Annotated in this window: 20 protein-coding genes and 1 pseudogene; 17 read left to right on the top strand and 4 right to left on the bottom strand. The window is 72.1% G+C overall.

The features are described 5' to 3' along the window. Window positions 1-27 precede the first annotated feature (27 nt). From ACGF5U_RS06445 to ACGF5U_RS06430, 4 genes are all read left to right on the top strand, one after another. On the top strand, window positions 28-309 hold the full coding sequence (locus ACGF5U_RS06445; protein ID WP_392710829.1) for an acylphosphatase: 282 nt from the start codon (window positions 28-30) through the stop codon (window positions 307-309). 403 nt (window positions 310-712) lie between these two features. After that, window positions 713-925: a hypothetical protein gene (locus ACGF5U_RS06440; RefSeq protein ID WP_392710828.1), complete on the top strand. Its 213-nt coding sequence runs from the start codon at window positions 713-715 to the stop codon at window positions 923-925. A gap of 235 nt (window positions 926-1,160) precedes the next feature. Next, a complete protein-coding gene (locus ACGF5U_RS06435) occupies window positions 1,161-5,249 on the top strand; it encodes an AAA family ATPase (RefSeq protein ID WP_392710827.1) in 4,089 nt (1,362 codons plus the stop codon). Between the two features lie 313 nt (window positions 5,250-5,562). After that, window positions 5,563-6,981 (top strand): sugar porter family MFS transporter, encoded by a 1,419-nt coding sequence (locus tag ACGF5U_RS06430; RefSeq protein ID WP_392710826.1) that lies wholly within the window; start codon window positions 5,563-5,565, stop codon window positions 6,979-6,981. Window positions 6,982-7,021: 40 nt separating this feature from the next. Here ACGF5U_RS06430 and ACGF5U_RS06425 read toward each other — a convergent pair whose 3' ends face one another. Next, entirely contained in the window at window positions 7,022-8,071 is a 1,050-nt protein-coding gene (locus tag ACGF5U_RS06425; RefSeq protein ID WP_392710825.1) for an LLM class flavin-dependent oxidoreductase, read from the bottom strand. Between the two features lie 60 nt (window positions 8,072-8,131). Beyond that, window positions 8,132-9,739: a cytosine permease gene (locus ACGF5U_RS06420; protein WP_392710824.1), complete on the bottom strand. Its 1,608-nt coding sequence runs from the start codon at window positions 9,737-9,739 to the stop codon at window positions 8,132-8,134. Window positions 9,740-9,876: 137 nt separating this feature from the next. Here ACGF5U_RS06420 and ftsY point away from each other — a divergent pair, with 137 nt between their 5' ends. Further along, a complete protein-coding gene (ftsY, locus tag ACGF5U_RS06415; protein ID WP_392710822.1) occupies window positions 9,877-11,109 on the top strand; it encodes a signal recognition particle-docking protein FtsY in 1,233 nt (410 codons plus the stop codon). Between the two features lie 112 nt (window positions 11,110-11,221). On the opposite strand, the gene ACGF5U_RS06410 is transcribed toward ftsY, so the two are convergent. After that, a complete protein-coding gene (locus ACGF5U_RS06410; RefSeq protein WP_392710821.1) occupies window positions 11,222-11,929 on the bottom strand; it encodes a bifunctional DNA primase/polymerase in 708 nt (235 codons plus the stop codon). 430 nt (window positions 11,930-12,359) lie between these two features. Between ACGF5U_RS06410 and ACGF5U_RS06405 the strand changes: the two genes are divergently transcribed. From ACGF5U_RS06405 to ffh, 5 genes are all read left to right on the top strand, one after another. After that, window positions 12,360-13,835: a hypothetical protein gene (locus tag ACGF5U_RS06405; RefSeq protein WP_392710820.1), complete on the top strand. Its 1,476-nt coding sequence runs from the start codon at window positions 12,360-12,362 to the stop codon at window positions 13,833-13,835. Window positions 13,836-14,202: 367 nt separating this feature from the next. Continuing rightward, window positions 14,203-15,558: an ammonium transporter gene (locus ACGF5U_RS06400; RefSeq protein ID WP_392710819.1), complete on the top strand. Its 1,356-nt coding sequence runs from the start codon at window positions 14,203-14,205 to the stop codon at window positions 15,556-15,558. Then, a complete protein-coding gene (locus ACGF5U_RS06395) occupies window positions 15,555-15,893 on the top strand; it encodes a P-II family nitrogen regulator (RefSeq protein WP_392710818.1) in 339 nt (112 codons plus the stop codon). Before ACGF5U_RS06400 ends, ACGF5U_RS06395 begins: the two co-directional genes overlap by 4 nt. Before the next feature lie 11 nt (window positions 15,894-15,904). Further along, a complete protein-coding gene (locus ACGF5U_RS06390; protein WP_392710817.1) occupies window positions 15,905-18,355 on the top strand; it encodes a [protein-PII] uridylyltransferase in 2,451 nt (816 codons plus the stop codon). Window positions 18,356-18,494: 139 nt separating this feature from the next. Continuing rightward, window positions 18,495-20,048: a signal recognition particle protein gene (gene ffh, locus ACGF5U_RS06385; RefSeq protein ID WP_392710816.1), complete on the top strand. Its 1,554-nt coding sequence runs from the start codon at window positions 18,495-18,497 to the stop codon at window positions 20,046-20,048. A gap of 299 nt (window positions 20,049-20,347) precedes the next feature. On the opposite strand, the gene ACGF5U_RS06380 is transcribed toward ffh, so the two are convergent. Further along, the gene (locus ACGF5U_RS06380) at window positions 20,348-21,247 is read right to left on the bottom strand and encodes a methyltransferase domain-containing protein (RefSeq protein ID WP_392710815.1); all 900 of its coding nucleotides are present in this window, start codon (window positions 21,245-21,247) and stop codon (window positions 20,348-20,350) included. 493 nt (window positions 21,248-21,740) lie between these two features. On the opposite strand from ACGF5U_RS06380, the gene ACGF5U_RS06375 reads away from it, so the two are divergent. The 7 genes and pseudogenes from ACGF5U_RS06375 to lepB form a co-directional block, all read left to right on the top strand. After that, on the top strand, window positions 21,741-22,334 hold the full coding sequence (locus ACGF5U_RS06375) for a hypothetical protein (protein ID WP_392710814.1): 594 nt from the start codon (window positions 21,741-21,743) through the stop codon (window positions 22,332-22,334). Window positions 22,335-22,489: 155 nt separating this feature from the next. Beyond that, entirely contained in the window at window positions 22,490-22,945 is a 456-nt protein-coding gene (rpsP, locus tag ACGF5U_RS06370; RefSeq protein WP_392710813.1) for a 30S ribosomal protein S16, read from the top strand. 2 nt (window positions 22,946-22,947) lie between these two features. Further along, entirely contained in the window at window positions 22,948-23,187 is a 240-nt protein-coding gene (locus ACGF5U_RS06365; protein WP_005311361.1) for an RNA-binding protein, read from the top strand. 95 nt (window positions 23,188-23,282) lie between these two features. Continuing rightward, entirely contained in the window at window positions 23,283-23,945 is a 663-nt protein-coding gene (rimM, locus tag ACGF5U_RS06360) for a ribosome maturation factor RimM (protein ID WP_392710812.1), read from the top strand. Continuing rightward, a complete protein-coding gene (trmD, locus tag ACGF5U_RS06355) occupies window positions 23,945-24,766 on the top strand; it encodes a tRNA (guanosine(37)-N1)-methyltransferase TrmD (protein WP_392710811.1) in 822 nt (273 codons plus the stop codon). Before rimM ends, trmD begins: the two co-directional genes overlap by 1 nt. A gap of 130 nt (window positions 24,767-24,896) precedes the next feature. Continuing rightward, window positions 24,897-25,247 (top strand): 50S ribosomal protein L19, encoded by a 351-nt coding sequence (gene rplS / locus ACGF5U_RS06350; protein ID WP_149178920.1) that lies wholly within the window; start codon window positions 24,897-24,899, stop codon window positions 25,245-25,247. Window positions 25,248-25,318: 71 nt separating this feature from the next. Next, window positions 25,319-26,083: pseudogene (gene lepB, locus ACGF5U_RS06345) on the top strand (signal peptidase I); the annotation flags it as partial. Between the last annotated feature and the right edge of the window lie 98 nt (window positions 26,084-26,181).

Genomic DNA, 26,181 nt, shown 5'->3' with positions numbered 1-26,181 from the left:
CGGACGGGAACCGGTTAGCGTGCAGCCATGAACGACGACGCACGGCTCACCGCGTGGGTACGCGGCCGCGTACAGGGAGTGGGATTCCGCTGGTTCACCAGGGCAAACGCTCTGGAGATCGGAAGCCTCACCGGCTTCGCCCTCAATCTTGACGACGGGCGGGTGCAGGTGGTCGCCGAAGGGCCGAGTGAGAATTGCCACCGTTTGCTGGAGTGGCTTCGCTCGGACGACACACCCGGGCGTGTCGACGGTGTCACTGAGATCTGGGACACGCCGCGCGGCGGTTACGACGGATTCGAAGTCCGCTGACGATCTTGAATGCGGCTCGGGGCGGACCGCGCGCGCCCCTCCCGTCATGCGCGGGCGCGCGCCCCTCTCGTTACCCCCGGTCGGAGAAATGACCTGGTGATTACCGAGAAGGGGTTGTCGTGCGAGGCTGCGCGAGTAAGGATGATCTCCACGCCCCTCGGAGCACCGCGTGCGAGGCGCCGCCGCATATTCAGCGGCCGCGAACCCCCCCGGTCGCCCCTTGATGCAGGGCGTGATCGTGTTGACCGTCAAACTTTTTGGTGAGACTCTGGAAGCCCCGCGCACCTTAGCTGTTCGGCAGTAAGAACCGCAGCGGCACCATGTACTGCCGAGCACCGCGGGTGCGAATCCCTCACGACCCACACCGCTTCGGTCGGTCACTCAGTGTGGAGGACCATCCATCATGGCAAAGGCGCTTCTCGGTTATGTCGGCGGTTCCGACCCGCGACTTCTCGCCGAGATGCGACGGCTTCAGCAGCGCGTCCAGGACCTCGAGTCCGAGCTGGTCCGGATTCAGTCCGAGAACGACGCGCTCAACGCTGCCGCCGCACACGGCGAGTCGCTGCTCGACGGCATCGACATCGACGTACCCAAGGGCGAGCCTGCGCTCACCTGATCCCAACCCGCAAGGCTGGTAACCACCCCGTAGGGCAAGCCCCGCCGGGACAGGGTGAGAAACACTCTCGCGATAGAGATATGCAAGGGACGCTCCGGCGTCCCTTCTTTCTTGTGCCCCCGTGTTCACCCGCTGTACGCGTCCCCCCTACGCGCCGTTCCCTTCCCCGGCTTACCGACTCATTGCCCTGCACGTTCACCGATCAAACGAAACCCGCCGGGTAGAGTCCGGGGGCGTGCACCTCAAGGCCCTGACCCTCCGCGGTTTCAAGTCGTTCGCCTCCGCCACCACGCTGAGGTTCGAACCGGGCATCACCTGTGTCGTCGGCCCCAACGGCTCCGGCAAGTCCAATGTGGTCGACGCGCTCTCGTGGGTCATGGGTGAACAGGGCGCGAAATCGCTGCGCGGCGGCAAGATGGAGGACGTCATCTTCGCCGGGACGACCGGCCGCCCGCCGCTCGGCCGGGCCGAGGTCTCCCTCACCATCGACAACTCCGACGGCGCCCTGCCCATCGACTACGCCGAGGTCACCATCACGCGGATCATGTTCCGCAACGGCGGCAGCGAGTACCAGATCAACGGCGACACCTGCCGGCTGCTCGACATCCAGGACCTGCTGAGCGACTCCGGCATCGGCCGGGAGATGCACGTCATCGTCGGCCAGGGCCAGCTGGACTCCGTCCTCCACGCGGACCCCATGGGCCGCCGCGCCTTCATCGAGGAGGCGGCGGGCGTACTCAAGCACCGCAAGCGCAAGGAGAAGGCGCTGCGGAAGCTCGACGCGATGCAGGCCAACCTGGCCAGGGTGCAGGACCTCACCGACGAGCTGCGCCGCCAGCTCAAGCCCCTCGGACGCCAGGCCGCCGTCGCCCGGCGCGCCGCCGTCATCCAGGCCGACCTGCGCGACGCCCGGCTGCGGCTCCTCGCGGACGATCTCGTACGGCTCAAGGCGGCGCTCGCGGCCGAGGTCGCCGACGAGGCGGCCCTGAAGGAACGCAAGGAACACGCCGAGACCGAACTGCGGACCGCCCTCGCCATGGAGGCGGCGCTGGAGGACGAGGTCCGGCGCCTGGCACCACGCCTCCAGAGCGCCCAGCAGACCTGGTACGAGCTGTCCCAGCTCGCCGAGCGGGTACGCGGCACGATCTCGCTGGCCGACGCGCGCGTGAAGAGCGCCACCACCCAGCCCGACGACGAGCGGCGCGGCCGCGACCCCGAGGACATGGAGCGCGAGGCGGCCCGCATCCGCGAACAGGAGGCCGAGCTCCAAGCCGCGCTGGAGGCCGCCGAGCGCGCCCTGGAGGACACCGTCGCGCACCGCGCCGAACTGGAACGGCAGCTCGTGGCCGAAGAGCGCCGCCTCAAGGACGCGGCCCGCGCCATCGCCGACCGCCGTGAGGGCCTGGCCCGGCTGAGCGGCCAGGTGGGCGCGGCCCGTTCCCGCGCCGCGTCGGCACAGGCGGAGATCGAGCGGCTGGCCGCCGCCCGCGACGAGGCGGCGGAGCGCGCCGTCGCGGCGCAGGAGGAGTACGAGCAGCTCAAGGCCGAGGTCGACGGCCTCGACGCGGACGACACCGCACTCGCCGACGCCCACGAGACCGCCAGGCGGGAGCTCGCCGACGCCGAGACCGCGCTCGCCGCCGCCCGCGAGGCGGCCACCGCCGCTGAACGCGACCGGGCCGCGACCCGCGCCCGCCACGACGCGCTCGCGCTCGGCCTGCGCCGCAAGGACGGCACGGGCACGCTGCTCGCCGCCGGTGAACGCCTCGCCGGCCTGCTGGGCCCGGCGGCCGAACTGCTGACCGTGACGCCCGGCTACGAGATCCCGGTCGCCGCGGCCCTGGGCGCCGCCGCCGACGCCGTGGCGGTCCAGGACCCGGCGACGGCCGCGGAGGCGATCCGCCTGCTCCGCAAACAGGACGCGGGCCGGGCCACGCTCCTCCTGGACACGGAGTGGGAGCTGCCGGGCCCACGCACGGGGCAGCCACCCGGCGGTGCGGGGGCGGCGGATGGCGCTGGTGGTGCCGGTGGTCCGGGGGGTCCTGGGGGTCCGGGGGGTCCTGGGGGTCCTGGGGGTCCTGGGGGTCCTGGGGGTGCTGGTGGTCCGGGTGGTGCCTGTGGTGCTGGGGTGGCCGGTGGTGCTGGGGTGGCCGGTGGTGCTGGGGTGCCGGAGCAGTCGGCCTGTGGCGCCGATGGTGGCGTTGGTGGGGTGCCGGAGCAGTCGGCCGGGGTGGCCGGTGGTGCCGAGGTGGCCGGTGGGGTGCCTGGGTCGTCGACCGGTGGTGCCGGTGGGGTGCCTGGGCAGTCGCCAGGCGGTGCCGGTGGTGCCGGTGGTGCCGGTGGCGCCGGGGTGGTCGGCGGCGGGCCCGTGCCGTCCGGCGGCGGCGCCGACGAGGCCGTCGCCGTGCCCGGCCGGGTGCCGGGGCAGGCCGTCCCCGAAACCGGGGCCGACGGGCACGCGGCGGGTGCCGCGCGGCGACGGGCGGGTCTCCTCACCGGGGCCGCCCGGCCCGGCGGCGGGCGCCGTCCCCCCGTCGCCGACCTGGTGACCGGGCCCGCCGGGCTGGTGGCGGCGGTACGCAGGCTCGTACGGGACATGGTCGTCGTCGCCACCCTGGAGGACGCCGAGGACCTGGTCGCCGCCCGCCCCGAGCTCGTCGCCGTCACCGGGGATGGCGACGTGCTGGGCGCGCACTTCGCGTACGGCGGCTCCGCTGGGGCGCCCAGCCTCCTGGAGGTCCAGGCGTCGGTGGACGAGGCCGCCGGGGACCTGGCCGAGCTGGCCGTACGGTGCGAGGAGCTGACGGCCGCGCAGCAGGCGGCGGCCGAGCGCAGGCAGCTGTGCGCCGCCCGCGTCGAGGAGCTGGCCGAGCGGCGCAGGTCCGCCGACCGGGAGAAGTCCTCGGTCGCGCAGGCTCTCGGACGGCTCGCCGGGCAGGCCCGGGGCGCCGCCGGTGAGGCGGAGCGGACCGGCGCGGCCGTGGCCCGCGCTCAGGAGGCCCTGGAGCGGGCCACCGAGGAGGCCGAGGAGCTGGCCGAACGGCTGCTCGTCGCGGAGGAGGCCCCCGCCGACGAGGAACCCGACACGTCGGTGCGCGACCGGCTCGCCGCCGACGGCGCCAACGCCCGCCAGACCGAGATGGAGGCGCGCCTCCAGGCCCGTACCCACGAGGAACGCGTCAAGGCCCTGGCCGGCCGCGCCGACGCGCTGGACCGCGGCGCACGCGCCGAGCGCGAGGCCCGCGCCCGCGCCGAGCGGCGCCGCGCCCGGCTGCGCCACGAGGCCGAGGTCGCCGCGGCGGTCGCGGCGGGCGCCCGCCAGCTGTCGGCGCACGTCGAGGTGTCCCTCGTACGGGCCGAGCAGGAACGGTCCGCCGCCGAGGCGGCGAAGGCGGTCAGGGAGCAGGAGCTGACGGGCGCCCGCGCGCGGGGCCGGGACCTCAAGGCCGAGCTGGACAAGCTGACCGATTCGGTCCACCGGGGCGAGGTGCTCGGCGCGGAGAAGCGGCTGAGGATCGAACAACTGGAGACCAGGGCTCTGGAGGAGCTGGGCGTGGAGCCGGCCGGTCTCGTCGCCGACTACGGCCCCGACCAGCCGGTGCCGCCTTCTCCTCCCGCCGACGGCGAGGTCCTCCCGGAAGACCCGGAGGATCCGCGCAACCAGCCCCGGCCCTTCGTCCGCGCGGAGCAGGAGAAGCGCCTGAAGGCCGCCGAACGGGCGTACCAGCAGCTCGGCAAGGTGAATCCGCTGGCCCTTGAGGAGTTCTCGGCGCTGGAGGAGCGCCACCAGTTCCTCTCCGAGCAGCTGGAGGACCTGAAGAAGACACGCGCCGACCTCCTTCAGGTGGTGAAGGAGGTCGACGAGCGGGTCGAGCAGGTCTTCACGGAGGCGTTCCGGGACACCGCCCGGGAGTTCGAAGGGGTCTTCTCGCGGCTGTTCCCGGGCGGTGAGGGGCGGCTCGTGCTGACCGACCCCGCCAACATGCTCACCACCGGCGTGGACGTGGAGGCGCGCCCGCCGGGCAAGAAGGTCAAGCGGCTGTCCCTGCTCTCCGGCGGGGAGCGCTCGCTGACGGCCGTCGCCATGCTCGTCTCGATCTTCAAGGCGCGGCCGAGCCCGTTCTACGTGATGGACGAGGTGGAGGCGGCGCTGGACGACACCAACCTCCAGCGGCTGATCCGGATCATGCAGGAGCTCCAGGAGAGTTCGCAGCTGATCGTGATCACGCACCAGAAGCGGACCATGGAGGTCGCGGACGCCCTCTACGGCGTGTCCATGCAGGGTGACGGCGTCTCCAAGGTCATCAGCCAGCGGTTGCGCTGAGCCGTCTCCAGGGTCACCAGTCGGCGGTTGCGCCAGCCGTCTCCTCTTCCGGCTCTGCCGTCTCGCAAGATCACCTTCAGGTGTTGAAGTCAACGGCACCGCTGAGGGTCGGGTGGGGCCCCATCGAGCCCAACCGCGCACCTCACAGAAGCCCTGCCGGACCGACCCTCCCCGACCCCTTGACTTCAAAACTTGAACGAATAGTCTCTCCAGCGTTGCATTTACCTTCAAGTGGTGGGCGGCGTCATGTTGTGCGCCACTGGAAGGGTTCGCCTTCCATGCCCGGCGACGAGGCCGGACACCAGGAGTACACGTGACCAGCACCGCGCAGCCGCCGGCATCGGGAGCCCGAGAGGCCCATCCGGACCATCTCAGCCATGTCGTCTTCATCGCGGCGGCCGCCGCGATGGGCGGCTTCCTGTTCGGTTACGACAGTGCCGTCATCAACGGCGCCGTCGAGGCGATCCGGGACCGCTACGACGTCGGCTCCGGCACGCTCGCCCAGGTCATCGCCATCGCCCTCATCGGCTGCGCGGTCGGCGCCGCGACGGCCGGCCGGCTCGCCGACCGCATCGGACGCATCCGCGTCATGCGGATCGCCGCCGTCCTCTTCACCGTCAGCGCCATCGGCTCCGCCCTGCCGTTCTCCCTCTGGGACCTGGCCTTCTGGCGGGTCGTCGGCGGGCTCGGCATCGGTATGGCGTCGGTGATCGGCCCCGCGTACATCGCCGAGGTCGCCCCCGCCGCCTACCGCGGCCGCCTCGGCTCCTTCCAGCAGGCCGCCATCGTCATCGGCATCGCCGTCTCCCAGCTGGTCAACTACGCCGTCCTCAACATCGCCGACGGCCGGCAGCGCGGTGAGATCGCCGGCCTGGAGGCGTGGCAGTGGATGCTCGGCGTCGAGGTGCTGCCCGCGCTGCTGTACGGCCTGCTGTCCTTCGCCATCCCCGAGTCGCCGCGCTTCCTGATCTCCGTCGGCCGCAAGGACCGCGCCCGCGAGGTGCTCGGCGAGGTCGAGGGCCACACCGTCGACCTCGACGCCCGTGTCGCCGAGATCGAGGAGGCGATGCACCGCGAGCACAAGTCCACCTTCAGGGACCTGCTCGGCAACCGCTTCGGCCTGCTGCCGATCGTCTGGGTCGGTATCGGACTCTCCGTCTTCCAGCAGCTCGTCGGCATCAACGTCGCCTTCTACTACTCCTCGACCCTGTGGCAGTCCGTGGGCGTCGACCCGTCCAGCTCGTTCCTGTACTCGTTCACCACGTCGATCATCAACATCGTCGGCACCGTGATCGCGATGGTCCTGGTCGACCGGGTGGGCCGCAAGCCGCTCGCCCTCGTCGGCTCCGCCGGTATGGCGCTCGCCCTCGCCGTCGAGGCCTGGGCCTTCTCCGCCGACCTGGTGGACGGCAGGCTGCCCGGCATCCAGGGTGTCGTCGCCCTGATCGCCGCCCACGCCTTCGTCCTCTTCTTCGCCCTCTCCTGGGGCGTGGTCGTCTGGGTCCTGCTCGGCGAGATGTTCCCCAACCGGATCCGCGCGGCCGCGCTCGGCGTCGCCGCCTCCGCGCAGTGGGTCGCCAACTGGGTCATCACCGCGAGCTTCCCGTCCCTGGCGGACTGGAACCTCTCCGGTACGTACGTGATCTACACGATCTTCGCCGTGCTCTCCATCCCCTTCGTGCTCAAATTCGTGAAGGAGACCAAGGGCAAGGCGTTGGAGGAGATGGGCTAATCCCCGCTGCCCCTCTCCTCGTCCGTCGGTCTGCCCCGGCTCAGCAAGAGAGCCGGGGCAGTACCTGTTCCAGCCCTTGAGCCGGGGCGGCAGCCGCTCCAGGCTCGAGCCGGGGCAGTACCCGCTCCCCGAGCAGACGCAGCGAGCGCCAGCCCTCGTCGAGCGGCATCCCTCCACACAGCGGATGCAGGACGAGACTCTCCCGGCCCTCCCCGGCCCGGCCCGCCGCCCACGCCACGCACTCCTCCGGGGTCACCACGCGGTACACCCCCTCCGCGCGCAGCTCATCGACCGTCGCCGCCCGCGACCGCACTGCGGAGCGCACGCCCCCCGTCTGCCACGACGCGTACGTCCGCGCCTCGTGCAGGAAGTGCTCCCCGTACAGCGCCCACGTGCGCTCCGGGTCCTCCGACAGGTGCAGCAGCGGCGTCCGCGCCGCAGGCATCACGCAGAACCCCCGGGTGCCGTGGGCGGCCAGCCGCTCGTGGTAGTACGCCGCCAGCTCGGGCAGACGGGCGCTCGGGAAGAACGGCAGGCCGAGGCGTGCGGCCCGCCGCGCCGCCGCCCGCGACGAGCCGCCGACCAGCAGCGGCGGCCCCGGCCTGCTGTACGGGCGCGGCGTCACCCGCACCGTACGGCCGCGATAGGCGAACTCCTCACCCGTCCACGCCCGGAGCAGCGTCTCCAGCAGCAGGTCCTGGAGCTCACCGCGACGGTGCCAGTCCACCCCGTGCGCCGCGTACTCCTCACGCCGGTACCCGATGCCCGCCACGGTGACCAGCCGCCCCCGGCTCAGCAGGTCCAGTACGGCGATGTCCTCGGCCAGCCGCAGCGGATCGTGCAGCGGCCCGATCGCCGCCGAGACCGTGACACCGATCCGCCGCGTCGCCCCGAACACGGCGCCCGCGAAGGTGAAGGGGGAGGGCAGCCAGTTGTTCGCGGCCCCGTGGTGCTCCTCCGTCTGGACCGTGTCGACACCCCGGTCGTCGGCGTACGCGGCCATCTCCAGCGCCGCCCGGTAGCGGTCGGAGAGCTCCGACGGGTTCGCCCCCGGCGCGACGAGATTGAACCGGACCACTGTGAAGGCCATGGGACGTCCCCCTCCGCCGGACGGTGAGCACCGCGCGGAGCGACGGTAGCTGACGCCACGTCAGTTGGGAACGGTGCTGCTCGCGCCGCGCGCCCCGGACTCCCGCCCCGTGGCGGCCGCCGGCGGGAGGACGGTGTACAGCCCGGCCGCCACCAGGGTCGTCACCGCCCAGCCCAGGCCGTGCTCCCCGATCCACGTCCCGGCCAGCGGCCCCGCGAACCACTGCACCCGGGTGAACAGCAGCCCCACCACCAGCGCGGCGCCCCACGCCGTCATCGCCGGCCACGCGAAACCGCCCCGGTACCAGTAGGCGCTGGTACGCGAGGTGTCCAGCAGCGCCCTGCCGTCGTACGACCTCCGCCGCAGCATGTCGACGCCGAAGACACCGATCCACGCCGAGAACGCCACCGCCAGCAGCGTCAGGAAGGAGAGGAACGGACCGAGGAAACCGGTCACCACCACCATCAGCAGAAACCCCAGCACCAGGCTGATCACCGCGTTCACCGCCACCGCCCACGCCCGGGGCAGCCGGATCCCCAGCGTCTGCGCCGTGAACCCCGCCGAGTACATCGACAGCGCGTTGATCAGCAGCGTTCCGACCAGCGCGATCAGCAGATACGGCACCGACAGCCACAGGGGCAGCAACGCGCCGATGAACGACACCGGGTCCCGCGTCGCCGCCAGACCGGGCGTCGACACCGCCATCACCGCACCCATCGACACCATCGGCACCGTCACCACCACGGCCCCGGCGACCGTCGCGCCGACCATCGCCCGACCGGACGCCTCCCGCGGCAGGTACCGCGTGAAGTCCGGCGCCGACGGCACCCAGCTGATCCCGCCCGCCGCGAGCATGCCGATACCGGCGATCATCATGGGCGTCGGACCGGCCGGCTCACCGAAGACCGAGGACCACTCCGTCTCGGCGATCAGATACACCAGGACCAGCACCGAGAACACCCCGAAGAGGTACGCGGACCAGCGGCTGCACACCCGCAGCGCCCCGATCCCCAGGCCCGACACCAGAAACGTCCCGGCGACGAAGAGCAGCAGCGTGACCGTGATCAGCGGGGTGCCGCCACTGACGCCGAACAGCAGGTCCGCCACCGTGAGCAGGGCGTACGCACCCGTCACCGCGTTGATCGTCTCCCAGCCCCAGCGCGCCACCCAGATCAGCACCCCCGGGCCGAGGTTGCCGCGCTGGCCGAAAACCGCGCGCGACAGCGCCATCCCGGGCGAGCCGCCACGCTTGCCCGCGATGGAGACAAGACCGACGATCCCGTACGACACGAGGGGCGCGACCACCGCCACGACCAGCACCTGCCAGAAGTTCAGCCCGCTGTAGACCACCAGCCCGGCGCCGACCGTGAGCAGCAGCACGCTGATGTTCGCCGCGACCCACGTCGGGAACAGCTCGCGGACACGGCCGGAGCGCTCCGCGTCCGGAACCGGTTCCAGCCCCCGGGTTTCCAGAGCGCCGTCGGACTCGTGGACGGGGTCGGGGGCTCGACGGTCGGTATCGAGGGCGCGACGGCCGGAGCCGGGGCCGGGGGCGTGGCGGTCGGGGTCGGGGGCTCGACGGCCGGGGCCGGGGGCGTGGCGGCCGGGGTCGGGGCCGGGCGTGCGGTCGGCGTCCGGGTCGGGCTCGCGCTCGGAGGCGTGGGGCATGGCTCAGCTCCGGGGGCCGGGGTGCGGGCTCGCGTATCGTACATTCCTCGCATACGGGCCAAATGGTGGCCTAAAGGTCCGGCGGATCCTTTCGCCACCACTCGGTCCGACCGGTCGTGGCCGATACTGGACGCGTTATGGAATTCGTCATCCTTGCTGTAGTCATCGCCCTGGTCGCGGTCGGACTGACCGGCTACCTCGTGGTGAGCGGCCGTAAGCAGAAGCAGCTGCCGCCGCCCGAGGCCCCGTCGGCCACGCCGACCATCACCGCTCCGCCCGCCGAGCCGCACGTCGGCGACGAGGCGGAGACACCACGTGAAGAGCCGCGCCGCACGATCGAGGAGGTCGACCTCCCCACCGCCGAAGAGGCGGTCGAGACGCCCGTCGCGATCGAGGACCCGGTCGTCGCCCCGCCGCACGCCCCGGAGATCGAGGTTCCCGAGCCGACCGCCGGCCGGCTCGTCCGGCTGCGCGCGCGGCTCGCGCGTTCACAGAACTCGCTCGGCAGGGGGCTGCTGACGCTGCTGTCCCGCGAGCACCTCGACGAGGACACCTGGGAGGAGATCGAGGAGACCCTCCTCACCGCCGACGTCGGTGTCGCCCCCACCCAGGAGCTCGTGGAGCGGCTGCGCGAGCGGGTGAAGGTGCTCGGTACGCGCAGTCCGGCGGAGCTGCGCGCACTGCTGCGCGAGGAGCTCATCGCCCTTCTCGGCACGGACTTCGACCGCGCCGTGAAGACCGAGAGCGGCATGGACACGCCCGGCGTCGTCATGGTCGTCGGCGTGAACGGCACCGGCAAGACCACGACGACCGGCAAGCTCGCGCGCGTGCTCGTCGCCGACGGGCGCTCGGTCGTCCTCGGCGCGGCGGACACGTTCCGCGCGGCGGCCGCGGACCAGCTGCAGACCTGGGGCGAGCGCGTCGGCGCCCGCACCGTGCGCGGGCCCGAGGGCGGCGACCCGGCGTCGATCGCGTTCGACGCGGTCAAGGAGGGCATCGCGGAGGGCGCCGACGTGGTGCTCATCGACACCGCGGGCCGGCTGCACACCAAGACGGGCCTGATGGACGAGCTCGGCAAGGTCAAGCGCGTCGTGGAGAAGCACGGGCCGCTGGACGAGGTGCTGCTGGTGCTGGACGCCACGACCGGGCAGAACGGCCTGGTCCAGGCGCGGGTCTTCGCGGAGGTCGTGGACATCACCGGCATCGTGCTCACCAAGCTGGACGGCACCGCCAAGGGCGGCATCGTGATCGCGGTCCAGCGTGAGCTGGGCGTCCCGGTGAAGCTGGTCGGCCTGGGCGAGGGCCCGGACGACCTGGCCCCCTTCGAGCCGGAGGCCTTCGTCGACGCCCTGATCGGCGAGTCCGCCTGACCCCGGCCCCCTGGCCCGTCTGGCCCGTCTGGCCCGTCTGACTCGTCCACGGGTTGCCGCCTCGCGCCGGTGGGGGAGGGAGCGTTCTGGACGCTCCCGCCCCCACCGGGCGTTACGCGGGGGAGCGGTGGCTGATGTACGCCAGGGTGCCCAGCAGTAGGCGGGCCTGGGGCGGGGTGTGCGTGGCGTCCAGCGACGGGGGCCGCAGCCAGCGGGACGGGCCGAGGCCCGCGTGGTCCGACGGCGGAGCCGTGATGTGGTCGCCCGGACCCAGACAGTGCAGGTCGAGATCCGCGTCGTCCCAGCCCATGCGGTAGAGGAGCCGGGGCAGTTCGGCGGCAGCGCCGGGCGCCACGAAGAACTGGGCGCGGCCCGACGGGGTGACGCAGACCGGGCCCAGCGGCAGCCCCATCCGTTCGAGGCGTACGAGGGCGCGGCGGCCCGCCGCCTCGGCCACCTCCAGAACATCGAACGTCCGCCCGACCGGCAGCATCAGCGCCGCGCCCGGGAACCGCGACCACGCGTCGGCGACCGTGTCGAGCGTGGCGCCCGCCGGGACCTCCGGGGCGAAGCCCAGCGGGTGCGCGCCCGGCGCCGCGCAGCCGGCGTCGCCGCAGGAGCACCGGCCGGACGCGGCACGCGCGCCCGGCACCACGTCCCAGCCCCACAGGCCGGTGTACTCGGCCACCACGGTGCACTCGGCCGTACGGGTGCCGCGGCGACGGGAGCCGGGCAGTCCCGTCAACCCCGCGAAGCCGGACAACCCCGTCCATCCGGACCGCATGTCGCGGATGCGTGTGCCGCCGATCGTGAAGCCCATGCCCCCTCCAACGGGTGTGACTCGCCGGTGGTTACGACTCGGAGTGTCACCGTGACCGTGCGTCGCGCCCTGCCCCGAACGGGTGGCGCGCGGAGGTGCATGCGGTGGTGCGAGACGTCGCACGCGCCTCCTCGTACATCGGTCCGCCCGGCTCCTGATCGTCGTCTGTCAAGTGAATCGCGCCCCGCGCCAGGCGCGTTCATTCGAAGGGGTGGCGAATGGTGGCGTTTATGGAATCCGCCTCGCGCGACCGGTGATCGTAGGATTACTTTCGGTGCACGAACCCCGGGGGTATCGGGCGCGTTCGCGGGTATGCCGCAGGCAAGACGGCTCCCCTGCGGAGGGCGCGACCCGGGGACGGCGAGCCACAACTGACGGCATTCTGGTAAGGGTTCGCGTAACAGGCTATTCAGCGGATGGGGGCGTTCCAGTGGGCGGCAGCGGCGCAGACGGTACGAATGCCGGCAAGCGCCCGAACGGGCAACTGAGCTCGTGGTTCGTGCGCAGCGGCTGGTCCAAGGGCGAGCTCGCGCGGCAAGTGAACCGTCGGGCGCGCCAGATGGGCGCACACCACATCAGCACCGACACCTCGCGCGTGCGGCGCTGGCTCGACGGCGAACAGCCGCGCGAGCCGATCCCGCGCATCCTGTCCGAGTTGTTCTCCGAGCGGTTCGGCACCGTGGTCGCCGTCGAGGACCTGGGTCTGCGCACGGCGCACCAGTCACCCTCGGTGTCCGGCGTCGACCTCCCCTGGGCGGGCCCCCAGACCGTCTCCCTCCTCAGCGAGTTCTCCCGCAGCGACCTGATGCTGGCCCGGCGCGGCTTCCTCGGGACCTCGCTCGCCCTGGCCGCGGGACCCACCCTCATCGAGCCCATGCAGCGCTGGCTGGTGCCCACCCCGGCCGCCGAACCCGGCCGCACCGAAGCGCCCGCGACCGGCCGCCGCTCCACCCGGCTCTCCCAGCCGGAGCTGGAACTCCTGGAATCCACCACCGCCATGTTCCGCCAGTGGGACGCCCAGTGCGGCGGCGGCCTGCGCCGCAAGGCCGTCGTCGGCCAGCTCCACGAGGTCACCGACCTGCTGCAGGAGACCCACCCGGCCGCCACGACGCAGCGGCTCTTCCGGTGCGCGGCCGAACTCGCCGAACTGGCCGGCTGGATGAGCTACGACGTGGGGCTCCAGCCCACCGCCCAGAAGTACTTCGTGCTCGCCCTGCACGCCGCCAAGGAGGCGGGCGACAAGCCGCTCGGCTCGTACATCCTCTCCTCGATGAGCCGCCAGATGATCCACCTCGGACGGCCCGACGACGCCCTCGAACTCATCCACCTCGCCCAGTACGGCAGCCGAGACTGCGCCACCGCCCGCACCCAGGCCATGCTGTATGCGATGGAGGCCCGCGCGTACGCCAACATGGGCCAGCCCAGCAAGTGCAAGCGGGCCGTGCGCATGGCCGAGGACACCTTCGCCGACGTCGGCCTCGACGGCGAGCCCGAGCCCGACTGGATCCGCTTCTTCTCCGAGGCCGAACTCAACGGCGAGAACTCCCACTCGTACCGGGACCTCGCCTATGTCGCCGGCCGCAGCCCCACCTACGCCTCGCTCGCCGAACCCGTGATGATGCGGGCCGTCCAGCTCTTCGAGCAGGACACCGAGCACCAGCGGTCGTACGCGCTCAACCTCGTCGGCATGGCCACCGTCCACCTCCTCAAGCGGGAACCCGAGCAGGCCACCGCGTACGCGCAGCAGGCCCTCGGGGTCGCCAAGAAGGTCCGCTCCGAGCGGGTCAACAACCGGCTCCGCAAGACCGTCGACACCGCCGCCCGCGACTTCCGCGACGTCCCCCAGGTCGTCCAGATCACCGACGTCCTCTCCGCCGAACTTCCCCAGGTCGCCGAGGCCGTCTGACGCCCCGAGGCTCCGGCAGGTCGCCGAGGCCGTCCGAGGCCCGAAGACTCCGGCCGCGACAGCACCCCGTACAGCCCGACTCGGTTCCCCCACCGCCAGGTCAACGGGTGCTGTCGCGGCCGGTCCGCGTCCCGGGGCCCCCGCGCGCGACACGTGCGCAGAGGGTACGCCCGTTACTCATCCGTGATCCGGCAGTTCATGGTGACGTAACACACCACCCCCGTTCGTCACTGCGGCGAAACACGGTGCGGCATCGACGGAAACGGCGCTGCGCCAACCTCTGGCGCATAACCGGCCACCCCTCAAGCCGCGCAGCACCCCCGGCTCCGCGCCCCGCACAGGCCGTACCGACGACGAGGAGACGCCGATGCCCCCAGGCATCCTGACGCTTGCCGCAGAGGAAGCACCCACCCTCTCTGCCGCCAACACCGGCTTCATGCTCATCTGCTCCGCCATGGTGATGCTCATGACACCGGGCCTGGCCTTCTTCTACGGAGGCATGGTCCGCGTCAAAAGCACCCTCAACATGCTGATGATGAGCTTCATCAGCCTCGGGATCGTCACGATCCTGTGGGTGCTCTACGGATTCAGCATCGCCTTCGGCACCGACAGCGGATCGGTCATCGGCTGGTCCTCCGAGTTCGTCGGGCTGAGCGGCATCGGACGTGACGAGCTGTGGGGCGCCACGACCATCCCGGTCTTCGTGTTCGCCGTCTTCCAGCTGATGTTCGCCGTCATCACCCCCGCCCTGATCAGCGGCGCCCTCGCCGACCGCGTCAAGTTCGGCGCCTGGGCCCTCTTCATCGCCCTCTGGGTCACCGTCGTCTACTTCCCCGTCGCCCACTGGGTCTGGGGCGAGGGCGGCTGGCTCTTCGACATGGGCGTCATCGACTTCGCGGGCGGTACCGCCGTCCACATCAACGCGGGTGCCGCCGCCCTCGGCGTCATCCTCGTCATCGGCAAGCGCGTCGGCTTCAAGAAGGACCCGATGCGCCCGCACAGCCTGCCGCTGGTCATGCTCGGCGCCGGACTGCTGTGGTTCGGCTGGTTCGGCTTCAACGCCGGCTCCTGGCTCGGCAACGACGACGGCGTCGGCGCCGTGATGTTCGTCAACACCCAGGTCGCCACCGCCGCCGCCATGCTCGCCTGGCTCGGCTACGAGAAGGTCCGCCACGGCGCCTGCACCACCCTCGGCGCCGCCTCCGGCGCCGTCGCCGGCCTCGTCGCCATCACGCCCGCCGGCGGTGCCGTCAGCCCGCTCGGCGCGATCGCCGTCGGCGCCATCGCCGGTCTGCTCTGCGCCATGGCCGTCGGCCTGAAGTACAGGTTCGGCTACGACGACTCCCTCGACGTCATCGGCGTCCACCTCGTCGGCGGTGTCATCGGCTCCGTCCTCGTCGGCTTCTTCGCCACCGGCGGCGTCCAGTCCGACGCCAAGGGCCTCTTCTACGGAGGCGGCGTCGACCAGCTGATCAAGCAGATCATCGGTGTCGCGGCCGTCCTCGCCTACTCTCTGGTCGTCTCCGCCGTCCTCGCCCTGATCATCCACAAGACGATCGGCATGCGGGTCAGCGAGGACGACGAGGTCTCCGGCATCGACCAGGTCGAGCACGCCGAGACCGCGTACGACTTCAGCGGGGCCGGTGGCGGCGCCGCCCCCCGCAAGGCCGTACCGGCCCCGAGCGAGACCGTGGCAGCAGCGCAGAAGAAGGTGGACGCATGAAGCTCATCACCGCGATCGTCAAGCCGCACCGGCTGGACGAGATCAAGGAGGCCCTCCAGGCCTTCGGAGTCCAGGGCCTGACCGTCACCGAGGCCAGCGGATACGGACGCCAGCGCGGCCACACCGAGGTCTACCGGGGCGCCGAGTACACCGTCGACCTCGTCCCCAAGATCCGCATCGAGGTGCTGGTCGAGGACGACGACGCCGAACAGCTCATCGAGGTCGTCGTCAAGGCCGCCCGCACCGGCAAGATCGGTGACGGCAAGGTCTGGAGCGTCCCGGTGGAAACGGCGGTACGAGTCCGTACCGGCGAGCGCGGACCCGACGCACTGTAAGGAGCTGCCGGGTGACGAGCCTTGAGCTGAACGACACGACCGAAGACTCGGGACCCGGCGGCTACGCGGCGGCCCGGCTGCGCCTCCTCCAGGAGGAGGCGCGGTCCGGGCCGCCGCGCCGTGCCGCCCTGGCCCGGATCACCGACGAATGGCTCGCCGCGCTCTTCACCGCGGCGGCCCCGCCACGCGGCACCGCCCTCGTCGCCGTCGGCGGCTACGGACGCGGCGAGCTCTCCCCGCGCAGCGACCTCGACCTGCTCCTCCTCCACGACGGCAGCGCCGACCCCGGCGCCATCGCCTCCCTCGCCGACCGCGTCTGGTACCCGGTCTGGGACCTCGGCCTCGCCCTCGACCACTCCGTCCGCACACCCGCCGAAGCCCGCAGGACGGCCGGCGACGACCTCAAGGTCCAGCTCGGCCTGCTCGACGCCCGCCACGTCGCCGGAGACCTCGGACTGGTCACCACCCTGCGCTCCGCCGTCCTCGCCGACTGGCGCAACCAGGCACCCAAGCGCCTGCCGGAACTCGACGAGCTGTGCCGCGAACGCGCCGAACGCAACGGCGAACTCCAGTTCCTCCTGGAGCCCGACCTCAAGGAGGCCCGCGGCGGACTCCGCGACGCCACCGCCCTGCGCGCCGTCGCCGCGTCCTGGCTCGCCGACGCCCCCCGCGAAGGTCTCGCCGACGCCCGCCGCCGCCTCCTCGACACCCGCGACGCCCTCCACCTCACCACCGGCCGCGCCACCGACCGCCTCGCCCTCCAGGAACAGGACCAGGTCGCCGGCGCCCTCGGCCTCCTCGACGCCGACACCCTGCTCCGCGAGGTGTACGAAGCGGCGCGCGTCATCTCGTACGCCACCGACGTCACCTGGCGCGAGGTCAACCGCGTCCTCAAGGCCCGGTCCGTACGGCCCCGGCTGCGCGCCATGCTCGGCGGCGGCCGCGGCAAGCCCCAGCCCGAACGCACCCCCCTCGCCGAAGGCGTGGTCGAGATGGACGGCGAAGTCGTCCTCGCCCGCACCGCGCGCCCCGAACGCGACCCCGTGCTCCCCCTGCGCGCCGCCGCCGCTGCCGCCCAGTCCGGCCTCCCCCTCTCCCTGCACGCCGTCCGCCGCCTCGCCGGGACCGCGAAGCCGCTGCCCGTGCCCTGGCCCGCCGAGGCACGCGAGGAACTCGTCACCCTCCTCGGGGCCGGCGAACCGACCGTCGCCGTCTGGGAGGCCCTGGAAGCCGAAGGGCTCATCACCCGGCTCATCCCCGACTGGGAACGCGTACGGTGCAGGCCCCAGCGCAACCCCGTCCACACCTGGACCGTCGACCGCCACCTGGTCGAAGCCGCCGTACGGGCCGCCTCCCTGACCCGCCGCGTCGGCCGCCCCGACCTCCTGCTCGTCGCCGCCCTCCTGCACGACATCGGCAAGGGCTGGCCCGGCGACCACTCCGTCGCGGGCGAGACCATCGCGAGGGACGTCGCCGTACGCGTCGGCTTCGACCGGACCGACGCCGACGTCCTCGCCACACTCGTCCGCCACCACCTGCTGCTCATCGACACCGCCACCCGGCGGGACCTGGACGACCCGGCGACCGTCCAGTCCGTCGCCGACGCCGTCGGCTCCCTGTCCACCCTCGAACTCCTCCACGCCCTCACCGAAGCCGACGCCCTCGCCACGGGACCCGCCGCCTGGTCCACCTGGCGCGGCTCCCTCGTCGCCGACCTCGTCAAACGCGTCGCCGGCCGCCTCGCGGGCGACGCACCCGCCGCACCCGAACCCGCAGCGCCCAGCGCCGAACAGGAACGGCACGCCGTCGAGGCCCTGCGCACCGGTGAACCCGTGCTCACCCTGCACGCCCAGCCCGCCGCCCCGCCCGAGACCGGCGAACCCGAGCCGGTCGGCGTCGAACTGCTCATCGCCCTGCCCGACCAGCCGGGCGTGCTGCCCGCCGTCGCCGGCGTCCTCGCCCTGCACCGGCTCACCGTCCGCTCCGCCGACCTGCGAGCGGTCGAACTGCCCACGGAGCTCGGCTCCGCCGCCGTCCTCGTACTGAACTGGCGCGTCGCCGCCGAATACGGCTCCCTCCCGCAGCCCACCCGGCTCCGCGCCGACCTCGTCCGCGCCCTGGACGGCTCCCTCGACATCCGGTCCCGGCTGGCCGAGCGCGAGGCCGCCTACCCCAGAAGGCGCGGCCTCACGGCGCCCCCGCCCCGGGTGACCGTCGCCCCGGCCGGGTCGAGCCTCGCGACGGTCATCGAGGTGCGCGCCCAGGACGCCCCCGGGCTGCTGCACCGCATCGGCAGGGCACTGGAGGGCGCGGACGTGCGGGTGCGGAGCGCACACGTGTCGACGCTGGGCTCGAACGCGGTGGACGCCTTCTACGTGACCGACGCCAAGGGAGCGCCACTGCCGCCGGCGGACGCCCTCACCGTGGCCAAGGACCTGGAGCAGGCGCTGTCCGCGCCGTGACCGTGCCCGCCCGGCGACAGCGGAACGTCCATGCCCTCGGCCGCGAGTTCCCACGGCCGAGGGCATGGACGTCGCACGGCCGGATACCCTTGAGTCCGACTGTCCGCCCGCTCCCTAGACCCGAGGATCCGCGACCGCCGTGTTCGATACGCTCTCCGACCGCCTCAGCGCGACTTTCAAGAACCTCAGGGGCAAGGGCCGCCTCAGTGAGGCCGACATCGACGCCACGGCACGTGAGATCCGTATCGCGCTGCTCGAGGCGGACGTCGCCCTGCCCGTCGTCCGGACCTTCATCAAGCAGGTCAAGGAGCGGGCGCTCGGCGCCGAGGTCTCCAAGGCCCTGAACCCCGCCCAGCAGTTCATCAAGATCGTCAACGACGAGCTGGTCGGCATCCTCGGCGGCGAGACCCGCCGCCTGCGGTTCGCCAAGACCGCGCCGACCGTGATCATGCTCGCCGGTCTCCAGGGTGCCGGTAAGACGACCCTCGCCGGAAAGCTCGGCCGCTGGCTGAAGAGCCAGGGGCACTCGCCCCTCCTCGTCGCCTGCGACCTGCAGCGGCCCAACGCCGTCAACCAGCTCTCCGTGGTCGCCGAGCGCGCCGGTGTCGGCGTCTACGCCCCGCAGCCGGGCAACGGCGTGGGCGACCCGGTCCAGGTCGCCAAGGACTCCCTCGAGTACGCGCGGACCAAGCAGTTCGACATCGTCATCGTCGACACCGCGGGTCGCCTGGGCATCGACCAGGAGATGATGGAGCAGGCCGCGGACATCCGTGACGCCGTGCAGCCGCAGGAGATCCTCTTCGTCGTCGACGCGATGATCGGTCAGGACGCCGTCAACACCGCCGAGGCGTTCCGCGACGGCGTCGGCTTCGACGGTGTCGTCCTGTCCAAGCTCGACGGCGACGCCCGAGGCGGTGCGGCGCTCTCGATCGCGCACGTCACCGGCCGCCAGATCATGTTCGCCTCCAACGGCGAGAAGCTGGACGACTTCGACGCGTTCCACCCGGACCGCATGGCGTCCCGCATCCTGGGCATGGGTGACGTCCTCTCGCTGATCGAGAAGGTCGAGCAGACCTACAGCCAGGAAGAGGCCGCCAAGATGGCCTCCAAGCTGGCGAGCAGCAAGGGCAAGGACTTCACGCTCGACGACTTCCTGGCCCAGATGGAGCAGGTCCGGAAGATGGGCTCCCTCTCGAAGCTGCTGGGCATGCTGCCCGGCATGGCCCAGATGAAGGACCAGATCAACAACATCGACGAGCGTGACGTCGACCGTACGGCCGCGATCATCAAGTCGATGACGCCGGGCGAGCGCCAGGACCCGACGATCATCAACGGCTCCCGCCGGGCGCGTATCGCCAGGGGTTCCGGTGTCGAGGTCAGCGCCGTCAAGTCGCTGGTCGAGCGGTTCTTCGACGCCCGCAAGATGATGTCGCGCATGGCGCAGGGCGGCGGCATGCCCGGCATGCCCGGCATCCCGGGCATGGGCGGCGGTCCCGGCCGGCAGAAGAAGCAGCAGAAGCAGGCCAAGGGCAAGCGCAAGAGCGGCAACCCGATGAAGCGGAAGGCCGAGGAGCAGGCCGCGGCGGCGCGCCGCGAGCAGGCGGCCCAGCAGGGCGGGGCGTTCGGGCTGCCCGCCGGGGAGCCGGGCAAGGACTTCGAGCTGCCCGACGAGTTCAAGAAGTTCATGGGCTGACGCCGACCACGGCGGACCGCCGGCGCGACCGCGAGCGGTCGACGGACGCGTCCCGCGTGGACGCACAGCGGTCATGTAAGGGGCACCCGCCTTCGCGGGTGCCCGTTACCCATGCGTGGTGTTCTCGCCAATCAGCGGAGGCCGCCCCCGCCGCACCGGCCGTGCCGCGACGGCCGGCCGTGCTGCGACGGTCCGTGCCGCGACGGCCGGTGCCGTGAGGCCCGTGCCGCGACGGCCGGTCCGTGCCGTCACGGCCGGTGCCGTGAGGCCGTGCCGCGACGGCCCGTGGCGTGACGGTCCTACGGAATCCGGGCCACGAGGTACCGGAACACGTTCGGCATCCACACCGTGCCGTCCTGCCGTACGTGCGGATGGAGGGCCTCGGTGATCTCCTTCTCGACGGTCGCCTGGTCCGACGCCTCGACCGCCGCGTCGAACAGACCGGTCGACAGCAGACCGCGTACGGCGCTGTCCGTGTCGGCGTATCCGAAGGGGCACGCCACCCGCCCCGAACCGTCGGGGCGCAGCCCGGCCCGTTCCGCCACCTCCTCCAGATCGTCCCGGAGGGCGGGGCGCCACCCGGCGCCGCTCCGCAGCCGCTCGCTCAGCCGCCCGGCCACCCGGAACACGGCGGACGCGGCGCACCGCTCGGGCGGGCCCCAGCCGGCCAGGACGACGGCGCCGCCCCGCTCCGCGAGGGGAACGGCCGACAGGAGCGCGGGGACGAGGTCCTCGGAGTCGCCCGAGGCGCAGCCGATCGGGTGAAACGCCGTGATGAGGTTGTACGCCGGACGGGTGGGGTCACCGGCGTCCGACGGCTCGCCGTACAGCAGCCTGGTCCCGGGAGCCGCGCCGTGGCCCTGGCCGGTGCCGCGTGACGCCCCGCCGCTGCGGCTCCTGGTGGGGCCCGGATCCGGCAGGAGCCGCTCCCGCGCCAGGTCCACGCGCGCGTGGTCCGTGTCGACGCCCGTGACCCGCGCGCCGCGCGCCGCGGCCATCAGCAGGGCGAGTCCGGAGCCGCATCCGAGACCGAGCAGCCGCGTTCCGGTACCGACCTCCAGGTGCTCGTACACCGCCTCGTACAGCGGCACGAGCATCCGCTCCTGGATCTCCGCCCAGTCGCGGGCGCGGCCGGGCGCGTCCGATACCGGAGGGGCCGAGGCCGGGTGGGGGTGGTGCTGGACGAGCATAGGTGTCATCGAAAGCGCCCCAATCCGCCGAGAGGTCCATCTGTGCGTCTCTGCCCTGATTGACAGCCCCCGTGTGCGTGCGCTCGCACTCCCCGTATGCCAGGGAACTGCGCATCCGCCGCCGCGTCCAGGGGTTGGGCCGCAATGCTTGCGTGCCCCGGTCGTGCGCCCCCGAGCCGGCACGAACCTCCTCCCATAGTGGAGGCGGCGTGCGAATCCCGCCATGGCAGCGGGGGCGGTGCCGTACGCCGGCGACTCCCCGGGTACTGTCGCCACCGCGTCACGCCCCGGGCGGCCCGCCCGGACCGTGGTCGCACGACCTGGCGTACGCGCCGGGGCGTACGAGCCGCTACGTACCACCTTGGTGCGAGCTGAGCGGCTTCTCCGCAGATCAACGCACTGGCCCTCGTGAGGACGCATCAATGGCAACTGACGGGTACGTGCAAAATATTTGGGATGCCCCGGAATGGAACCCGACAGCACTCCGGCTCGTTGTCACGACGTGAGCACGACACCACCTGTTCTCGCCGCAGAGCTGGCACAGGCGTGGGCCGACATTCAGCGGTACCACCCCGAGTTGCCCGATCTCGCCGCGCCCGAGTCCCTGATCGGAGAGTCGTCGTCCGCCTGCGGCGCCGAACTCTCCTTCGAGCGACTGCTCCATGAGGCAGTCCATGGCATCGCCGCCGCGAGAGGAGTCCGGGACACCTCACGCGCCGGCCGCTACCACAACCGTCGATTCCTGGCGATCGCCGAGGAGATGGGCCTCGACCACTCCGACGAGCCGCATCCCAGCAGCGGCTTCTCCCTGGTCACGCTCAACCCCGAGGCGAAGCGCCGCTACCGGCAGACCATCGAGCGGCTGCAGCGCGCCCTGAAGGCGCACACGGTCGCGACGGCCGCCGACACCAAGCGCTCCTTCCGGGGACCGGCCGCCCGGCACGGTTCGTCGGGCGGCGGCGTACGGGTCAAGGCGGTCTGCGACTGCGGCCGCAACGTCCGCGTCGTCCCCTCGGTCCTGGCGCAGGCGCCGATCGTCTGCGGAGGCTGCGGGAAGCCCTTCCGTATCCCGGAAACGGTGGGCGCGGCAGGCTGACCGGCCGGGGTGTGGCAGAATGGCTGGCTGTACTCGACAGTCGACCAGGACCCCTCTCTCCTCCGGCTGACGCGTCCATCGGGCACTCGGGTACCGCAACCCCACGTGGCATCTCGTTGTGCCCAACCACGTCAAGACCAGGAGACACCACACCCGTGGCAGTCAAGATCAAGCTGAAGCGTCTGGGCAAGATCCGTTCGCCTCACTACCGCATCGTCGTCGCCGACTCCCGTACCCGCCGTGACGGCCGGGCCATCGAGGAGATCGGTCTGTACCACCCGGTGCAGAACCCCTCGCGCATCGAGGTCGACTCGGAGCGCGCGCAGTACTGGCTCTCCGTCGGCGCCCAGCCGACCGAGCCGGTTCTCGCCATCCTGAAGCTCACCGGCGACTGGCAGAAGCACAAGGGTCTGCCCGCCCCGGAGAAGCCGCTGCTGGCCCCGGCGACCAAGGAGGACAGGCGTGCCTCCTTCGACGCCTTCGCCAAGGCGCTCGAGGGCGACGAGTCCAAGGGTGAGGCCATCACCCCGAAGGCGAAGAAGGCCGACAAGAAGGCGGACGAGGCCGAGACTGAGTCTGCGGCCGCGTCCACCGAGTCGACCGAGGCCTGAGCATGCTCGAGGAGGCTCTCGAGCACCTCGTGAAGGGCATCGTCGACAACCCCGACGACGTACAGGTCGCCTCGCGCAACCTGCGCCGGGGACGCGTACTCGAGGTCCGGGTCCACCCCGACGACCTCGGCAAGGTGATCGGCCGCAACGGCCGCACCGCACGCGCCCTCCGGACCGTCGTCGGTGCCATCGGCGGACGTGGTATCCGCGTCGACCTCGTCGACGTCGATCAGGTCCGCTGACCAGAGTTGGCCAGTTTTTCTTAGATGCACCGGCACGGGCCGGGGAGGGCTACGGCCCTCCCCGGCCCGTCGTCGTACGACAGGAGAGTTCTCACGTGCAGCTGGTAGTCGCACGGATCGGCCGCGCCCACGGCATCAAGGGCGAGGTCACCGTCGAGGTACGTACGGACGAGCCCGAGCTGCGGCTCGGCCCCGGCGCCGTACTGGCCACCGACCCGCCCACCGCCGGGCCGCTGACCATCGAGTCGGGCCGCGTCCACAGCGGCCGGCTGCTGCTCCGCTTCGCGGGCGTACGGGACCGCAACGCCGCCGAGGCGCTGCGCAACACCCTGCTGATCGCCGAGGTCGACCCGGACGAGCGTCCGGAGGAGCCCGACGAGTACTACGACCACCAGCTCATGGACCTGGACGTCGTCCTCGCCGACGGCACCGAGGTGGGGCGGATCACCGAGATCTCCCACCTGCCGTCCCAGGACCTGTTCGTGGTCGAGCGGCCCGACGGCAGCGAGGTGATGATCCCGTTCGTGGAGGAGATCGTCACCGAGATCGACCTCGCGGCGCAGCGGGCCGTCATCACACCGCCCCCGGGCCTCATCGACGACCGCGCGGTGATCGCGTCGTCCCGCGCGTCCGACGACGGCTCCGGCGAGTCCCCGGAGGGCTCCGCCGAGGTCCCGGAGGGCTCCGGGAAGGCATCGGAGGGCTCCGGCGAGGGCTCCGGCGCCCGTGGCGGGGCCTTCGGCGAGGACGAGCGCTGATGCGGCTCGACGTCGTCACGATCTTCCCCGAGTACCTGGAGCCGCTGAACGTCTCGCTCGTCGGCAAGGCCCGGGCGCGCGGCCGGCTGGACGTGCACGTCCACGACCTGCGGAACTGGACGTACGACCGGCACAACACCGTGGACGACACGCCCTACGGCGGCGGGCCCGGCATGGTCATGAAGACCGACCCGTGGGGCGACGCCCTGGACGACGTCCTGGCCTCCGGATACGAGGCGGGCGCCGCCGGCCCCGTCCTCGTCGTCCCCACACCCAGCGGGCGGCCCTTCACCCAGGAGCTCGCCGTCGAGCTGTCGGACCGCCCCTGGCTGATCTTCACACCCGCCCGGTACGAGGGCATCGACCGGCGGGTGATGGACGAGTACGCGACACGTATGCCCGTGTACGAGGTCTCCATCGGCGACTACGTCCTCGCCGGCGGCGAGGCCGCCGTCCTCGTGGTCACCGAGGCCGTCGCGCGGCTCCTGCCGGGCGTCCTCGGCAACGCCGAGTCCCACCGGGACGACTCCTTCGCCCCCGGGGCCATGGCCAACCTCCTCGAAGGGCCCGTCTACACCAAGCCGCCCCAGTGGCGCGGACGGGGCATCCCGGACGTGCTGCTCAGCGGGCATCACGGGAAGATCGCCCGCTGGCGCAGGGACGAGGCGCTGCGGCGCACCGCCCGCAACCGGCCCGACCTGATCGAGCGCTGCGACCCCGCCGCGTTCGACAAGAAGGACCGTGAGACCCTCTCCATACTGGGCTGGGCCCCCGAACCCGGCGGCCGATTTTGGCGCAGGCCAGAGGCCGTGGAAGAATAGGGCGCTGCTGTACGTCCGGCCGGCGCCCCTGCCACAGGGGGACACGACGCCGAACCCGACGGCACGGCCCCGAACCCCATTCTCTAGTCGCCGCTGATGACCTGTGGCATCAGTGAGGAAGCAGACGAACATGTCTCATGTGCTCGACACCGTCAACGCCGCATCCCTGCGGACCGACGTCCCGGCGTTCCGTCCCGGTGACACCGTGAACGTCCACGTTCGCGTCATCGAGGGCAACCGCTCCCGTATCCAGCAGTTCAAGGGCGTCGTCATCCGCCGCCAGGGCTCGGGCGTCTCCGAGACCTTCACGGTCCGCAAGGTCTCCTTCTCCGTCGGCGTCGAGCGCACCTTCCCGGTGCACAGCCCGATCTTCGAGAAGATCGAGCTCGTGACCCGCGGTGACGTCCGTCGCGCCAAGCTGTACTACCTGCGCGAGCTGCGCGGCAAGGCCGCGAAGATCAAGGAGAAGCGCGACAACTGAGCCCCCGGCTCGCTGTCACGCCCCACCTTCGGAACAGACGTTCACAGGGCGGCCGGATAGGCTCTCGCCCGATGGACACCGAAGCACAGCACACGGAGCGCGACCTCACCTCCGACCCGCAGGCCCCCGACACAGGGGAGCCGACCGGTACGGGGGCGAGGCCGCGCTTCGCGCTTTCCTGGCGCGCCCTGGGGCTGATCGGACTGCTCTGCGCGGTGCTGCTGCTGCTCTTCAGCCACTTCGTGGTGCAGCCCTTCCAGATCCCCAGCGGCTCCATGGAGCCCACCCTCCGGGTGGGGGACCGGGTGCTGGTCAACAAGCAGGCGTACCGTTTCGGCGCCGAGCCGCGGCGCGGCGACGTCCTCGTCTTCGACGGCACCGGCTCCTTCGTGCGCGAGGCCCCGGAGGAGAATCCCGTCAGCGGCGCCCTGAGGGCGGTCGCCGCGGCCGTCGGCCTGGCCGAGCCGGCCGACACGGATTTCGTGAAGCGTGTCGTGGGGGTCGGAGGAGACCGCGTGAAGTGCTGTGACAAGTCGGGCCGGGTCGAGGTGAACGGCTTCCCCGTCGACGAGGGCGGCTATCTGTACCCGGGCGACGTCCCGTCCCGGGTGCCGTTCGACATCGTGGTGCCCCAGGGCACCCTCTGGGTCATGGGCGACCACCGCGGCCACTCCCGTGACTCCCGCGACCACCTGGGCAAGCCGGGCGGCGGCATGGTGCCCGTGGACAAGGTCATCGGCCGGGTCGACTGGATCGGCTGGCCCTTCGGCCGCTGGTCGGCACTCGACCCGACCACGGCCTTCGACGCCGTACCGCAGCCGTCCGCCGCACACGGGGCGGGCGCGGCAGAGCCGGACGTACACCGCGCGGGAGCAGCCGGGCGGGACGTACACCGCGCGGGAGCAGCCGGGCGGGACGTACACGGCACGGGACC

Origin of the sequence: Streptomyces sp. NPDC047886 (genome assembly GCF_043204435.1) — a bacterium.
Lineage (GTDB): Bacteria > Actinomycetota > Actinomycetes > Streptomycetales > Streptomycetaceae > Streptomyces.
This window is presented reverse-complemented; position numbering and strand designations above follow the sequence as displayed.

What these genes read in the sequence shown, in the direction of transcription:
- trmD (WP_392710811.1), top strand. Translation starts at nt 23,945, where the DNA reads ATGCGGCTCGACGTCGTCACGATCTTCCCCGAGTACCTGGAGCCGCTG.
- ACGF5U_RS06440 (WP_392710828.1), top strand. Translation starts at nt 713, where the DNA reads ATGGCAAAGGCGCTTCTCGGTTATGTCGGCGGTTCCGACCCGCGACTT.
- ACGF5U_RS06365 (WP_005311361.1), top strand. Translation starts at nt 22,948, where the DNA reads ATGCTCGAGGAGGCTCTCGAGCACCTCGTGAAGGGCATCGTCGACAAC.
- ACGF5U_RS06425 (WP_392710825.1), bottom strand. Translation starts at nt 8,071, where the DNA reads ATGGCCTTCACAGTGGTCCGGTTCAATCTCGTCGCGCCGGGGGCGAAC.
- ACGF5U_RS06410 (WP_392710821.1), bottom strand. Translation starts at nt 11,929, where the DNA reads ATGGGCTTCACGATCGGCGGCACACGCATCCGCGACATGCGGTCCGGA.
- ACGF5U_RS06380 (WP_392710815.1), bottom strand. Translation starts at nt 21,247, where the DNA reads ATGACACCTATGCTCGTCCAGCACCACCCCCACCCGGCCTCGGCCCCT.
- ACGF5U_RS06400 (WP_392710819.1), top strand. Translation starts at nt 14,203, where the DNA reads ATGCCCCCAGGCATCCTGACGCTTGCCGCAGAGGAAGCACCCACCCTC.
- ftsY (WP_392710822.1), top strand. Translation starts at nt 9,877, where the DNA reads ATGGAATTCGTCATCCTTGCTGTAGTCATCGCCCTGGTCGCGGTCGGA.
- rplS (WP_149178920.1), top strand. Translation starts at nt 24,897, where the DNA reads ATGTCTCATGTGCTCGACACCGTCAACGCCGCATCCCTGCGGACCGAC.
- ACGF5U_RS06445 (WP_392710829.1), top strand. Translation starts at nt 28, where the DNA reads ATGAACGACGACGCACGGCTCACCGCGTGGGTACGCGGCCGCGTACAG.
- ACGF5U_RS06420 (WP_392710824.1), bottom strand. Translation starts at nt 9,739, where the DNA reads ATGCCCCACGCCTCCGAGCGCGAGCCCGACCCGGACGCCGACCGCACG.
- ACGF5U_RS06395 (WP_392710818.1), top strand. Translation starts at nt 15,555, where the DNA reads ATGAAGCTCATCACCGCGATCGTCAAGCCGCACCGGCTGGACGAGATC.